The organism is Nonomuraea sp. NPDC003214 (genome assembly GCF_053590035.1).
Window position 1 is genome coordinate 243,504 of sequence record NZ_JBSFSX010000006.1, and the last position, 14,598, is coordinate 258,101.

The window sequence follows — 14,598 nt, forward strand, 5'->3', positions numbered from 1 at the left end:
GCGGCGGGGGTCGGCATACGGTCGGTCCATGAGCTATCGCGTCGCCATGGACATCGGCGGCACCTTCACCGACGTCGTCTGCTACGACGAGCGGACCGGGGCCGTCACCGCGTCGAAGGCGCCCACCACGCCGGGCGACCTGGCCGAGGGCGTCTTCGCCGCGCTGGGCCGGGTCGTGGACGACCCGTCGGCCATCTCGTTCTTCGTGCACGGCACCACCCAGGGCCTCAACGCGCTGCTGGAGCGCAAGGGCGCCCGGGTGCTGCTGCTGGCGAGCGAGGGCGGCGGCGACGTCTACCGGATCGCCCGGGGCAACCGCGACCGCATGTTCGACCTGCGCTACCGCAAGCCCACCCCGCTGGTGCCGCCCGGCGACGTCATGGAGGCGGGCGGGCGGCTCGACTGGCGCGGCGCGGAGCTCGTACCCCTGGACGAGGAGGCGGTGCGGCGGGCCGGGCGGCGGGCCCGCGAGGAGGGCTTCGACGCGGTGGCCGTGTGCCTGCTGTTCTCCTACGCCGATCCGGCGCACGAGATCAGGGCGGGCGAGATCCTGGCCGAGGAGCTCGGCGAGGACGTGCTCGTGGTGCTCTCGCACGAGGTGGCGCGCGAGTGGCGCGAGTACGAGCGGACCTCCTCGGCCGTGCTGGAGGCCTACACCGGGCCGGTGGTGCGCCGCTACCTGGCCGACATCGAGCGGCGCTTCGCCGGGCGCGGCCTGACCGTGCCGGTGCACGTCATGCAGTCGTCCGGCGGGCTGGTCAACGCCTCCTACGCGATGCGCCGGCCGCTGCAGACGCTGCTGTCGGGGCCGGTCGGCGGCACGATGGGCGGCGTGGCGGCGGCCCGGCTGCTGGGCGGGCGGCGCAACGTCATCTGCGTGGACATGGGCGGCACCTCGTTCGACGTGTCGCTGGTCGTGGACGGCCGGCCCGACGTCAGCTCCGAGGCGCGCATCGAGGGCTTCCCGGTGCTCATGCCGATCGTCAACCTGCACACCATCGGCGCGGGCGGCGGCTCGCTGGCCTACGCCGAGGCCGGGGCGCTGCGGGTCGGCCCCGAGTCGGCCGGGGCGGTGCCCGGCCCCGCCTGCTACGGCCGGGGCGGCACCCGGGCGACCGTCACCGACGCGAACGTGGCGCTGGGCCGGGTGGATCCGGCCTGGTTCGCCGGGGGGCTCATGACGCTGGACGCCGAGGCCGCCGGGGCGGCGGTCGCGGAGCTGGCCGGCGAGCTGAGCCTGGACCCGCTGCGGCTGGCCGAGGGCATCTGCGACGTGGCCAACGCCAAGATGGCGCAGGCGATCCGGACGCTCACGGTGGAGCACGGGGTGGAGCCGCGCGAGTTCTCGCTGGTCGCCTTCGGCGGGGCGGGGGCCATGCACGCGGTGTTCATCGCCCGCGAGCTGGGCATCGGCGAGGTCGTCATCCCGCGCTTCCCCGGCGCGTTCTCGGCGTGGGGGATGCTGGAGGCGGACGTGCGGCGGGACCTGACGCGGCCGTACTTCCGGCCGCAGGACACGCTCGACGGCTCCGACATGTCCCACAATTTCGCCTCGTTGGAGGCGGAGGCGTTGGACGCGCTCACCGCCCAGGGCGTCCCCGCCGACCGCCGCCGCGTCGAGCACGCCGTCGACATGCGCTACGAGGGCCAGGACTACACGCTCACCATCCCGCTGCTCGACGCCGCCGAACCCGCCCGCCCCGGCTTCCTCGCCGCGATCGCGGCCCGCTACGCCGAGGCGCACACCAGCCGCTACGGGCACGCCACCCCCGAGGCGCCCGTCGAGTTCGTCATGCTGCGCAGCACCGGCTTCGGCTCCTTCCCCCGCACCGACGCCGCCGCCGCGGAACCCCCCGCCCCGGCCGAGCCCGCCGTCCGGGACGTGATCTTCGACGGCGAGGTGCACGCCACCCCGGTGCTGCGCCGCGCCGGGCTGTCCGGCTCCTTCGCCGGGCCCGCGATCGTGGTCGAGGAGACCGCCACCACGGTCGTCCCGCCCGGCTGCCTCGCGAGCGTCGACGACAACGGATTCCTCATCGTGAAGGTGGAGGCCCACCAGTGATCGACCCCATCACCACGGAGATCATCCGCTGCGCCCTGCTGCAGGCCGCGGAGGACATGAACACCACCCTCATCCGCAGCTCCTACACCCCCGTCATCTACGAGGCCAAGGACTGCGCCGTCGCCCTGCTCGACCGCGACCACCACGTGCTCGGCCAGTCGTCCGGCCTGCCGATCTTCCTGGGCAACCTGGAGGTGTGCACCCGCGAGACCGAGCGCCGGTACGGCCGCGACGTGTGGCGCGAGGGCGACGTGTGGGTGCTCAACGACTCCTACATCGGCGGCACCCACCTCAACGACGTCACCGTCTACGGCCCGATCTTCACCGACGGGGAGCTGGCCGGGTTCGCCGCCTCCCGCGCCCACTGGCTCGACGTCGGCTCCAAGGACCCCGGCGGGTCGATGGACTCCACCTCCATCTTCCAGGAGGGGCTGCGGCTCGGCCCGGTCAAGGTGTACGAGGGCGGGCAGCCCTGCCGCGACCTGCACGAGGTCATCGGCCGCAACGTACGCTTCCCGCACGCCACGCTCGGCGACCTGCGCGCCCAGGTGAGCTGCGCGATGACCGGGCAGCGGCGGCTGCGCGAGATCGTCACCCGGTGGGGCCTCGACACCGTCATGGCCGCCCGCGACGAGATCTTCGCCCAGACCGAGCGGCTGGAACGCGCCGCCATCGCCGCCATCCCCGACGGCAGCTACGAGGCGTCCGGGTTCCTCGACAACGACGGCATCGACCTCGGCACGCCGCTGCCGGTGACCGTCCGGGTGACGGTGTCCGGCGAGTCGATCGCCGTGGACCTCACCGACTGCGCCGACCAGGCCACCGGCCCGGTCAACTGCGGCGCCGCCCAGGCCGTCGCCGCCGTCCGCGTCGGCTACAAGCTGCTCGTCTCCGGCGACGTGCCGCTCAACGGCGGCTCCTTCCGGCCGCTCACCGTCGAGACCCGGCCCGGCTCGATGCTGGCCGCCGAGTCGCCCGCCGCCTGCCAGTACTACTACTCCCACCTCGGGCTGCTCATCGACCTGGTCGTCAAGGCGCTCGCCCCGGTGCTGCCGGACAAGGCCGCCGCCGCCTCCTACGGCGACTCCATGATCGTCCAGTTCACCGGGACCGACCCGCGCACCGGCAAGCTGTACGTCTCCCAGGAGGCCACCGTCGGCGGCTGGGGCGCCTGGGAGGGCGGCGACGGCGAGACCGCGCTGATCAACAACGTCAACGGGTCGCTGCGCGACATGCCGATCGAGGTCCTGGAGACGCTCTTCCCCGTCCGCGTCACCCGGTACGAGATCCGTCCCGGCACCGGCGGCGCCGGGCGCTGGCGGGGCGGCGACGGCGTGGTGCGCGAGTACGAGTTCTGCGGCGACACCTCCCTCTCGCTGTGGTTCGAGCGTTCCGTGACGCCCGCGTGGGGGCTGGCGGGCGGCCAGGACGGCGCTCCGCCGCGCGTCACGCTCAACCCGGGCACCCCCGGCGAGCGCGCCATGCTCAAGGCCAACGCCGTCCCCGTCAGGGCCGGTGACGTGCTGCGCTGCGAGTCCGGCGGCGGAGGCGGCTACGGCCACGCCCAGGGCTGACCGCCCCGCCCGGGCCGCGGCCCGTACCGGCCGGTTCCCCTCGGCGGCGCGGCCCGCGGCGGTGAATACGGGGTGAATGCGGTGGTGAATACAGTGGCGTCATGACCCGCGAAACCCCCGCCGCGAAGCGGCGCCGCCGCGAGCAGCTCAGCGACTTCCTGCGCGCCCGCCGGGCCCGGCTCACGCCCGGCGACGTCGGGATGGCGAGCGCGGGCCGGCGCCGCACGCCGGGCCTGCGGCGCGAGGAGGTCGCCGTGCTCGCCGGGGTCGGCGTGTCCTGGTACACCTGGCTGGAGCAGGGCCGCGACATCAACGTCTCCACCGAGGTGCTCGACGCGATCGCCCGCGCGCTGCGGCTGAGCGAGCCCGAGCGCGTCCACCTCTACCTGCTGGCCGGGCTCAACCCGCCACGGCCCGGCGGCGGGCGCGACACCGAGGTCTCACCGGAGCTGCGGCACCTGCTCGACGCGTGGATGCCGCGCCCGGCGATCCTGCGCGACCGCTACTGGAACCTGCTCGCGATCAACGACGCGACCCGTACGGTGTTCGGTTACGACGACGTCGACCACAACTGCCTGGTCTCGTTCTTCACCAACGCCCGCTACCGGGGCATGCACGTGCAGTGGGAGTCGGCCGCCCCGGCCGTCGTGGCCGCCTTCCGCGCCACCACGGCGCACTTCACCGACGACCCGGAGTTCGACCGGGTGGTCGGCGCGCTGAGCGCGGCCAGCCCCGAGTTCGCCGAGCTGTGGGCGCGCCACGAGGTCGGCTCCCCGCCCCAGACGGTCAAGGCGGTGCGCCACCCCGAGGCCGGCGACCTGTTCTTCGACACCACCACCCTGGCCGTCACCGACCGGCCGCACTGGTATCTGGAGCTGTACAACCCGCGCGCCGGCACCGGGACCGCCGGCCGGGTCGAACGGCTGCTCGGCGACCGGCTCGCCGCCCACGCCTGACCGTCCCGCCGCAGGGTGGTGGTGTCACTCCCCGGACAGCCGCGCACTGTCTGCCCGCCCCGCCGGTCGGCACGCTGGGTCCCATGACACAGCAGACCTCCAGGTTCACCGGCAAGATCGCGCTCATCACCGGCGGCGGCAGCGGCATGGGACTCGCCACCGCGCGCAGGCTGCTCGACGAGGGCGCCGACGTGGTCATCACCGGCCGCGACCAGGCCCGGCTCGACGCCGCCGCCCGGCAGCTCGGCGGCGGCGACCGCGTCCTGGCGCTGCGCGGCGACGCCGCGAGCCCCGCCGACCTCGACACGATCGCCGACGCCGTACGGGACCGGCACGGGCGGCTGGACGTGCTCTTCGCCAACGCCGGCATCGCCGCGTTCCAGCCGCCCGGCGACGTCACCGAGGCCGCCTTCGACCACATCTTCGGCATCAACGTCAAAGGCGTGTTCTTCACCGTCCAGAAGAGCCTCCCGCTGCTCACCGACGGGGCCGCGATCGTCGTCAACGCGTCGTGGACGCTGCACCGCGGCCTGGCCGGCGGCTCCCTCTACGCCGCGACCAAGGCCGCGGCGCACAACCTGGCCCGCACGCTCGCGGCCGACCTGGCGCCGCGCGGCATCCGGGTCAACTCCGTGAGCCCCGGCTACATCGAGACCCCCATGTTCCACGGCAACGTCACCGCCGAGACGCGGGCCGCGGTGGTCGCCGCGGTGCCCGCGGGCCGGATCGGCACCGCCGAGGACGTGGCGGCCGCCGTCGCCTTCCTGGCCTCCGACGAGGCGTCCTACGTCAACGGGCAGGACCTCGTCATCGACGGCGGCCTCGTCGCCACGGCCTCCGGGCTGTAGCGCGGGCCCCAGGATCCAGGAGTGGGCCCGGGGTCAGGCCCGGCCGCGGAACACCTCGACGAGGCTGGCGTAGCTGGTGCCGGCGTGGCCGCCCTCGATCGCGCGCTCGGTCAGGGCCTGGATGCGGGCGGGCCACTCGGTGTCCACGCCCGCCGCCGCGCTCTCCCGGACCAGGTACTTCATCGTGGCCAGATGCGTCTCCAGCGTGGCGTCCTCCGCCGGGTAGGCGCCCCGGTCGATCTGGGCGGCGTACGCGGTGATGAACCCCGTCACGCTGCCCACCCACTGCGTGGCGAACGGCGCGAACGCCGACGCCTCGACCTTGGCCTCACCCAGCAGCGCGGCGCCGTGCAGGAACGCGTTCAGCGTGCCCCACATGACGCCGAGCAGCGCCACGTCGTACAGCGACGCCAGCCCCGGGTCGGTGCCGAAGAACGTCGCGGTGCCGAGCCTCCCCAGGCTGTCACGATGCCGGTCGAACGCCTCCTGCGAGCCGCTGAACAGCAGGAACGCCTCCGGGCTGCCGATCACCTCGGGGACCGCCATGATCGCGCCGTCCACGTAGGAGGCCGTCAGCGCCGCCAGCTCGCGGGCCTCGCTTGACGTGCCGGACGTCAGGTTGACCAGCGTCCGGCCGGCCAGCTCGTCCCGGTGCGCGCCGAGCGTGTCGCGCACCGCGTCCGCGTCGGTGAGGCAGACGACCACCAGGGAGCTCGCCCGCACGGCGTCCGCCACGGAGGGCGCGAGCGCGGCCCCGCGCTCGACCAGGCCGGCGGCCTTGCCGGGCGTGCGGTTCCACACGGTGGTCGGGTGGCCCGCCGCGAGGAAGGCGGCGGCCAGGGCCTGGCCCATGAGGCCGAGGCCGATGACAGTAACGGATTCGTCAGGTGTGTTCGTCATGGCTCCACTGTGCGGGAGGGGGGTTTCGGACGGTCTCCGGAAAGGTTGTGGGTAACGTTGCGGCGTGCGTTTCGGAGTGCTGGGCCCCCTGGAGGTGCGGACGTCGGGCGGGGAGCCCGTCCACGTCCCCGAGGCGAGGATCCGCACCCTGCTGGCCGCGCTCCTGGTCCACCGGGGCCACGCCGTCTCCGTGGACCGGCTCGCCGACGTCCTGTGGGGCGACGCGCCCCCCGCCGCCGCCGTGCGCACGCTGCGGTCCAAGGTGTCGCTGCTGCGGCGCGTCCTGGAGGACGCCGAGCCCGGCGGGCACGACCTGATCGAGTCCCGGCCGTCGGCGTACCTGCTGCGGGCGGACGGCGACGCCGTCGACGCCGGGCGCTTCGAGACGCTGCTGCGCCGCGCGTACGGGATCACCGGCGACCCGCGCGCGAAGGCCCGGCTGCTGGGGGAGGCCGTCGGCCTGTGGCGGGGCACGGCCGCGTTCGCCGAGCACGCCGACGAGGAGTTCGCCCGCGCCGAGGCCAGGCGGCTGGAGGAGCAGCGGCTGGCCGCGCTGGAGGAGCTGGCCGGCGCCCGGCTCGACCTCGGCGAGCACGCCGCGGTCGCGGCCGAGCTGGGCGGGCTCGTCGCCGCCCACCCGCTGCGCGAGCGGCTCCGGCACGCGCACGTCCGCGCCCTCTACCTCGCGGGCCGCCAGGACGAGGCCCTGGCCGGCCTCGCCGAGCTGCGCGAACGCCTGCGCGACGACCTCGGCCTCGACCCCGGACCCGACCTGGCCCGCCTCCACGAGGCGATCCTCCGCCAGGACCCCGCCCTCACCCCCGCCTCCCCCGCCGCTCCTGACGCTCCCGACGCTGCCGCTTTCGCCGACGGGGCGGGGGCGCGGGGGAACCTGCCGGCGCCGCTGACCGGGCTGATCGGCCGGGAGGAGGAGGTGCGCCGCATCGGCGCGCTGCTCGCCGACGAGCGGCTGATCACGCTGACCGGCGCGGGCGGCGTCGGCAAGACGCGGCTGGCGCTGGAGGCGGCCGGGCGGGTCGCCGCCCGCCACCCCGACGGGGCCTGGCTGGTGGAGCTCGCCCCCGCGCGCACCGCCACCGAGGTGCACGAGGCCGTCGCGGCGGTGCTCGGCCTGCGCGACGACGTCCGCGCCCCCGCCCGCTCCCGGCCGGGCCGCCTCGCCGACGCCCTCGCCGGCCGCGACCTCCTGCTCGTCCTGGACAACTGCGAACACGTCGTCGAGCCCGTCGCCGAGCTGACCACGCGGCTGCTGCGCGCCGCCCCCGCCCTGCGCGTCCTGGCCACCAGCCAGGAGCCGCTCGCCGTCGCCGGTGAGCGCCTGTGGCCCGTCGCCCCGCTGTCCCTGCCCGATCCGTACGACGAGCGCCCGGAACGCTCGGACGCGGTGCGGCTCTTCGTCGCCCGCGCCACCGCCGCCGACCCGGGCTTCCACCTGGGGCCGGGCGACGCCGAGGCGGTCGCCACGATCTGCCGCCGCCTCGACGGCATCCCGCTCGCCCTGGAGATGGCCGCCGCGCGGGTGCGCGCCATGCCCGTCACCGACCTCGCCTCCCGCCTCGACGACCGCTTCCGCCTGCTGACCGCGACCCTGCGCGGCGCCCCGGCACGCCAGCGCACGCTGCGCGCGGCCATCGACTGGAGCTGGGGCCTGCTCAGCGAGCCGGAGCAGATCGTGCTGCGCCGCCTGGCCGTCTGCGCCGACGGCTGCACCCTGGAGGCGGCCGAGGCCGTCTGCGCGGGCGGGCCGGTGGGCCGCGACGACGTGTTCGGCCTGCTCGCCCGGCTGGTCGACCGGTCCCTCGTGCACCAGCGCGAGGGCCGCTACCGGCTGCTGGAGTCGGTCGCCGCCTACTGCGCGGAGCGCCTCGCCTGTGCCGGTGACGACGACCGGGCGACGCGCGACCGCCACCTCGCCCACTACACCGCCTTCGCCGAGCACGCCGACGCCCGGCTGCGCGGCCCCGAGCAGCGCCTGTGGCTGCGGCGGCTGGAGGCCGAGACGGCCAACATCCGCGCCGCCCTCGCCCACGCCGCCCGCACCAACCCCAGCACCAACCCCAGCACCAGCCCCGGCACCGGGACTGGCACCGGGACCGGCGTCATGACCGGTGGCGTGACCGGTGGCGGGGCCGTGCTGCGGCTGGTCGGCGCGCTGGCCTGGTTCTGGTTCCTGCGAGGCCGGTTCGCCGAGGCGCGGCGCTCGTTCGACCTGGCGCTGTCGACCGGCGGCGGCCCGGAGCTGAAGGCGGCCGCCCGCGCCTGGCGGGCGGGCATGTCCCTGTTCCTCCTGGACGCCGACGACCCGGGCGAGACCGGCGAGGCGGGCAGCCGGGCGGCGCTCAAGCTGTACGAGACGGTCGCCGACCCGGCCGGGCAGGCCCGGGCCCGCTGGTTCGTGGCGCTGGCCAGGGCCGGGTTCGGCGACCCCGGCGTGCCGCTCCGCCTGGCCGGGCTGGCCCACGACGCCTTCGACGCCCTGGGCGACCGGTGGGGGGCCGCCGCCGCCCTGTCGGTCCGCGCCGAGGTCCACCTCTACCAGGGCAGGGCCGTCGAGGCGGACGCGGACGCCCGCCGGGCGCGGGCGCTCTTCCGCGACGCCGGCGACGGCTGGGGCCTGCTCCAGACCGCCTACGTCCTGGGCGACCTGGCCGAGATGTCCGGCGACTACGGCGAGGCCGGACGCCTGCGCGAGGAGGGACACCGGCTCGCCCGCGACCTGGAGCTGTGGAGCGACGCCTCCAAGATGCTGTCCAGGCTGGGCCGCACCGCCGTCCTCACCGGTGACCTCGAGCACGCCCGCGACCTGCACGAACGCGCCCGGCGGCTGGCCGCGGCCCACGCCTACCGGCGCGGCGAGGAGTTCGCCGAGGTCGGCCTCGGGATCGTGGCCCGCCGCCAGGGCCGCTTCGACGACGCCGAGGCCCACCTGCGCGCCTGGCTCGACTGGTGCCGCCGCTGGGAGGGCGACCACGGGACGGCGTTCATCCTGGCGGAGCTCGGCTTCATCGCCGAACAGCGCGGCGACGCCGGAGCCGCCCTGGCGCTCCACCGGGAGGGGCTCGGCCACGCCCGCCGCACCGGCGACCCGCGCGCGCTCGCCCTCGCCTGCGAAGGGCTGGCCGGCGCCGCGGCCCTCGCCGGCGACCACACCCGGGCGGCCCGGCTGCTTGGCGCCGCCGCCGCGGCCCGCGACGCGGTCCACGCCCCGCTGCCCCCGGCCGAGCGCGCCGACGTCGACCGCGTCACGCGGGCCGTCAGGGCGGCCCTCACCCCCGAGGCGTACGAACGCGCCTTCCACGCGGGGCTCCCCGGCGACCTCGGCCCGCCCTGACCCAGGCCGTCGGGCGGCCGGTCAGCGCAGCACGACGTGGCAGGCGAGTTGCAGGGCCAGCCGCGACGCCGGGTCCTCCAGGTCGAAGCCCGCCGCCCGGACCCGTTCCAGCCGGGCGGTGACCGTGTTGCGGTGCACGCCCAGCCGGTCCGCCGCCCGCAGCGCGCCGCCCTCGTCGAGGACGGCGGCCAGCGTCTCCAGCAGGCTGCCGTCCTTATCCACGGCGAGCAGCGGGCGCAGGATCACCGTGGCGGGCGCCTTCAGCACCCCGGCGGGGAGCGCGCCGAGCAGTTCGGCGGGCCCCATCCGGTCCGCCCGCGCCACCCGGCCCGGCCCGGCCACGAACGCCGCGGCCTCCGCGCCCAGCAGCGACTCCCCCACCCCGTCCAGCCCCAGGGCGGCGGCCCCGGCCCCGGCGGCGCACGGCCACGGCATCGCCGCCACGCACCGCGCCAGCCGCCCGGCCAGCTCGTCCGGCGCCGCCGCCGACCAGCCGGCCCAGCCGCCGCCCCGCCGCAGCACGGGCGCCTCCCCGACGGTGGCGGCGATGACCGCCTGCGCCCGCCCCGCCGCCTCGGCCCCCGTCATCCCGTCGGCGGGCAGCACCAGGAACCCGGTCACGGGGCCCCGCACCGCCCACCCCAGCGCCGCCGCCCGGCCCCGCACCTCGTCCGGCTCCTCGCCGTCCGCCGTCCGCGGGCTCTCCGGCGCGTGGCCGTGTCCCTCCTCCAGGGGGCGGGCGTGCCGGGCCAGGAGGCGTTCGGCCAGGGACTCCTGGTGGACGAAGTCGCGGGAGGCCGACAGGCGCTCGGCGGCGGCCCAGGCCACCAGCGGCGCCACCGCCAGCCCCAGCACCGCGCGCACCACGGACGGCCAGCCGGGGGAACGCGCCGCGCCGCCCGCGACCAGCGTCCCCAGCGCGTCCCCGTCGCGGTCAGGCACCGCCACCTCCGCCAGCACCCCGCCACCGGCCCGCCCCTCGGGCGCCGGGCCGCCGTCGCGCGGGCGGTGTCCCGCCGCCCCGGCGGCCCGTCCCGCCAGGAGCTCGCCGTACGGGTCCACGAGGGCGACCGAGGTGCCCGGCAGCTCGGCGTTGAGCACGCCCAGCACCCGCCGGGCCGACGTGCCCGCCTCCGCCAGCCGGGTGGCGCACCTGGCCACGAGCTGCGTGCGCGCCGCCTCGGGACGCGACGCCGCCGACGCGACCCGTACGGCGGTCACGAGCGGGTCCTCGTCCACGAAGATCAACGTCACGCCGAGCCGTTCCGCCAGCACGGCCCCGGAGCCGGCGCTCAGCCCGCCCGAGGGCGCGATCACGCACGCCGCCGCCTGCTCCCAGGCCCGGCGCATGGCCATCTCCACGGCCCACCCGCCGCCGGCCGCCGCGCCGATCAGCACCACCGCCGTGTGGGGCGTCACCGTCGACAGCACCGACAGCTCGTCCACGATGCGCACCCGGTGCACGGGGTTCTCGCCGGTCCCGTACATGCGCGCCCCCGCGAGCGGCCCGGCGTCCACCAGCTCGGCCACCGTCACCGGGGCCTCCCACCCCGCTCCCACCCGGCCCGCCGCGCTCACAGCGGCAGCCCGAACGCGCGCGGCCCGCCGAGGGCCAGGCCGGGGCCGGTGTGCCAGACCGGGGCCGCCCGCACCACCATGATCTCCACCTCCATGCCGGGAGCCGCCTTGTCCACGTCCACCACCGTCCCGCCGTCCGCGGCGATCATGCAGATCTGGTCCGGCGCCATCGCCACGGCCGCGCCGTCGGCCAGCGCCAGGACGATCTCGTTGTGCGCCTCCAGCCGGACGAGCCGCCCGAGGCCGCCGGACTCCCGGACGACGATGCTCGACGGCAGCGACGGCAGCGCCAGCTCGGCCCCGTGCCCGGTGCTGCCCTCGACCGCCAGGATGCGGCCCCGGCACAGCGTCCGCACCCCGTACGGCGCCGCCACCGCGCGGGCGGCCCCGGGCGCGCCGGCGCGCAGCAGCCGGCTCACGGTGCCGGGCACCAGCACGCGGGCCAGCACGCCCGCGCGCATCGGGTAGCAGGCCGTCACCGCCCAGCCGCCCACGGACAGCACCACCGGCCGCAGCAGCTCCTCCACCCGGTCGGCGGCGGTGTCGATCACCACGACCTCGCCGGAGGCCCCGGCGAGCGCCAGCGGCGTCGCCGGGACCCCGCCCAGCGCGAACGTCGTCTGCTCCACCAGCGGGAACACCCGCCCGGTCCCGTCGCCGTCGACCAGCGGCACCCCGAGCGCCGCCGCGGCCACGAGCGGGATGAGCGCGTTCTCGGCGGCCAGGTTCAGCGCCACGACGGCCCCGGCCCGCCCGCCCAGCCGGCCTTCCAGCGCCCGTACGGCCCGCGCCGGCTCGTCGCCCGACGGCAGCAGCTCGCCCAGCGCGGTCGTCGAGCCGACCAGGCTCACGGCCACGCAGCGCACGTCCTGCGGCAGGTCGCCCGCGGCCACGACCTCGACGCCGTCGCCGATCACCGATCCCGCCCAGTCGGCCGCCAGGCTGAACGCCGACTCGGCGGCCCCGGTGGCGAACAGCCGCGATCCCGCCACGTACGCGGCCAGCTCCGCCGCGCCGATCCGCCCGGCGGCGCCGGGATCCGTCGTGCCGGGCGGTGTCACGGCGGGCGGTGTCATGGCGTGGCCCCCTCGGCGGTCACGCGGACGCGGTAGAGCCCGTCGGGCAGGTACGACAGCGGGTTGACCGTCGTCTCCACCACCCGCGCCGACCCCGGCGCGGCGCCCGCGCTGACGACCCGGGTCAGCACCTCGTCCTCGGCGTCGCGCAGCGCCCGGTCGAGCTCGGCCCGCCCCAGCGCCCGCACGATCCGCTCGACCTGCGCCTCCGGTCCGCCGACCGTCGCCCCGAAGGCGGCCGCCGCGTCGCCCGCCAGCCCCGCCGCCGTCCCCCGGTCGCGCGCCGCCGTCGCCCCGGCCCGGCACGCCAGCGGGTAGCGGCGGAAGTAGTGCGCCGACACCAGGCCGCTGCCCGAGCGCGCGAAGTACGCCGGCACGCCCGGCCACCGGCCCGCCACCTCGTCGGCCACCCGCCCGGCGTGCGGGCCCAGCGCGGCGCTGAGGATCGCGTCGTGCTCCCGCTCGCGCAGCCCACGGCCGCCGAACTCGTACGAGAGCGTGATCCGCGCCCCCGGCACCGCCTCGGCGACGATCGAGGCGACGGCCAGCTCGTGATCGGCCAGCACCGGCGAGCCCGTCGCCGTGACCGCGAAGTCGCTCAGCCCGCACCCTTCGGCGAACCGCCGGACCGCCTCGGTGTCGAGCGGGGCCAGCGGCCGCCCGGTCAGGCTGTGCCCGCCCCGCACGATCGCCGCCACGCCGGACCCCTCGGGCCATCCCACCAGCGGCTTCAGCACCTCCGGGCACGGGCCGCCCACCCGGATCGCCGCCACCGGGGCCAGTGGCGCCCCGTCCAGGTCGGCGGCCACGCACACGGCCCTGGCCCCCCGGGCGGCCCGGGGGGCGGGCACGGGCACGCCGTCCCGTACGGCCACCGTCACCGGCGACGGCGGCCGTCCGAGACAGACGCCCAGGATCACTCCAGCTCGCGCCCTTCCGTCTCCGGCAGCGGCACCGCCAGCAGCGCCGTCACCACCATGAACGCGTTGATGATCAGGATGGTCGCGGTGAACCCGGTCGCCCCGGCCAGCATCGCGCCCACGGCCGACGGGGCCGCCGCCGTGGCGACGAGCTGGGCGGCCGTCGCCCACGAGTAGCCGGTGCCGCGCAGCGCCGTCGGGTAGAACTCGCCGTTCCAGGTGTTCCAGACGCCCCAGGCGCCCATGCTGAAGAACGCCAGCACGAAGTTGCCCAGGTAGAGCTCCACGGTCGACCCGGCGGTGGCGAACCAGAGCCCGCCCAGCACGGCGGCGACCACGTACACGAGGAAGACCTTCTTGCGCCCGAACCGCCCGGTCAGCAGCGACGCGCTCACGTACCCGGGGATCATCATCACGGCGCTGAGGGCCGCGAACCCGAGCGAGGCCGACAGGCTGAGCCCCTTCTCCTGCAGCAGCGTCGGCAGCCACGTCTGCAGCCCCCAGTAGCCCCAGTTGAACGCGAAGTTCAGCACCAGCATCAGCACGGTGATGCGGGCCAGCCGCCCGCGGAACAGGTCGAGCGGGTTGCCCACCCGGGTGGCCGAGACGGTGAAGGTCGCCTCGGCGTCGGCGCTGCCGAGCGAGCGCAGCACCGCCCGCGCCTCCTCCTGGCGTCCGCGCGCCGCCAGCCAGTACGGCGACTCGGGCACCCAGGCCCGGATCGCGAACGCCCACAGCCCGGCGGCCGCGCTGGCGATCACCACGACGTGCCAGCCGAGCGAGCCCAGCGCGACCGACGCGCCGATCGCCGCGAGCATGCCGATCGGCCAGCCGATCGACAGGTAGACCGCCGCCCGCCCGCGGTGCCGGGTCGGCAGCAGTTCCAGGAAGTACGGGAACGTGATCGTGTAGACGCCGGCCAGCGCCAGCCCGGAGGCGACGCGCAGGGTGACCAGCGTCTCCAGGTTCGGCGAGAACGCCGAGGCGAACGCGACCACCCCGTAGGCCAGCAGCGACCAGAACGCGGCCGGCTTGCGCCCGATCCGGTCGGCCACCGGCCCCCAGATCAGCACGCCGGGGATCATGCCGAAGGCCACGGCCGACAGCACGAGGCCGATGCCCGCCTCGTCGACGCCGAACTGTGCGCCCAGGTCGCCGGCGACGTAGATGAGCGCGAGCTGTTCCCACGACTCGATCACGAAGGCGATGAACAGGGCCAGCGCGATCAGCACGTGCCTGCGGGTGAACGGCATCCGGTCGAACGCCGCGCCGATGGGCAGCGTCCGTTGCTCGACGGCGGTCATGGGGGCTCCTCGGAGGGGGGCGTGAAGT

At 76.5% G+C, this 14,598-nt stretch carries 10 protein-coding genes; 5 read left to right on the top strand and 5 right to left on the bottom strand.

The window, feature by feature from the left end; genetic code table 11:
• Positions 1 to 28 precede the first annotated feature (28 nt).
• From ACWDXC_RS20220 to ACWDXC_RS20235, 4 genes are all read left to right on the top strand, one after another.
• Entirely contained in the window at positions 29 to 2,062 is a 2,034-nt protein-coding gene (locus ACWDXC_RS20220; protein WP_449984044.1) for a hydantoinase/oxoprolinase family protein, read from the top strand.
• Complete coding sequence (locus ACWDXC_RS20225; RefSeq protein WP_449984046.1) at positions 2,059 to 3,636, top strand: hydantoinase B/oxoprolinase family protein; 1,578 nt, start codon at positions 2,059 to 2,061, stop codon at positions 3,634 to 3,636. Before ACWDXC_RS20220 ends, ACWDXC_RS20225 begins: the two co-directional genes overlap by 4 nt.
• A 101-nt stretch (positions 3,637 to 3,737) precedes the next feature.
• On the top strand, positions 3,738 to 4,592 hold the full coding sequence (locus tag ACWDXC_RS20230) for a helix-turn-helix transcriptional regulator (protein ID WP_449984049.1): 855 nt from the start codon (positions 3,738 to 3,740) through the stop codon (positions 4,590 to 4,592).
• Between the two features lie 83 nt (positions 4,593 to 4,675).
• The gene (locus tag ACWDXC_RS20235; protein WP_219508060.1) at positions 4,676 to 5,440 is read left to right on the top strand and encodes a glucose 1-dehydrogenase; all 765 of its coding nucleotides are present in this window, start codon (positions 4,676 to 4,678) and stop codon (positions 5,438 to 5,440) included.
• 33 nt (positions 5,441 to 5,473) lie between these two features.
• Here ACWDXC_RS20235 and ACWDXC_RS20240 read toward each other — a convergent pair whose 3' ends face one another.
• Entirely contained in the window at positions 5,474 to 6,340 is an 867-nt protein-coding gene (locus ACWDXC_RS20240; protein WP_449984052.1) for an NAD(P)-dependent oxidoreductase, read from the bottom strand.
• Between the two features lie 64 nt (positions 6,341 to 6,404).
• Here ACWDXC_RS20240 and ACWDXC_RS20245 point away from each other — a divergent pair, with 64 nt between their 5' ends.
• Entirely contained in the window at positions 6,405 to 9,692 is a 3,288-nt protein-coding gene (locus tag ACWDXC_RS20245; protein WP_449984055.1) for an AfsR/SARP family transcriptional regulator, read from the top strand.
• A 21-nt stretch (positions 9,693 to 9,713) separates the two neighbouring features.
• Here ACWDXC_RS20245 and ACWDXC_RS20250 read toward each other — a convergent pair whose 3' ends face one another.
• Genes ACWDXC_RS20250 through ACWDXC_RS20265 form a run of 4 tightly spaced genes read right to left on the bottom strand, consistent with a single transcriptional unit; the run spans position 9,714 to position 14,570 of the window.
• On the bottom strand, positions 9,714 to 11,228 hold the full coding sequence (locus ACWDXC_RS20250; RefSeq protein ID WP_449984058.1) for a PucR family transcriptional regulator: 1,515 nt from the start codon (positions 11,226 to 11,228) through the stop codon (positions 9,714 to 9,716).
• 38 nt (positions 11,229 to 11,266) lie between these two features.
• Entirely contained in the window at positions 11,267 to 12,346 is a 1,080-nt protein-coding gene (locus ACWDXC_RS20255) for a DUF917 domain-containing protein (protein WP_449984061.1), read from the bottom strand.
• Entirely contained in the window at positions 12,343 to 13,266 is a 924-nt protein-coding gene (locus ACWDXC_RS20260; protein ID WP_449984064.1) for a hypothetical protein, read from the bottom strand. The genes ACWDXC_RS20255 and ACWDXC_RS20260 overlap by 4 nt, the downstream gene beginning before the upstream one ends.
• Positions 13,263 to 14,570, bottom strand: a complete 1,308-nt coding sequence (locus ACWDXC_RS20265) for an MFS transporter (protein ID WP_364178950.1) — start codon at positions 14,568 to 14,570, stop codon at positions 13,263 to 13,265. Before ACWDXC_RS20265 ends, ACWDXC_RS20260 begins: the two co-directional genes overlap by 4 nt.
• Between the last annotated feature and the right edge of the window lie 28 nt (positions 14,571 to 14,598).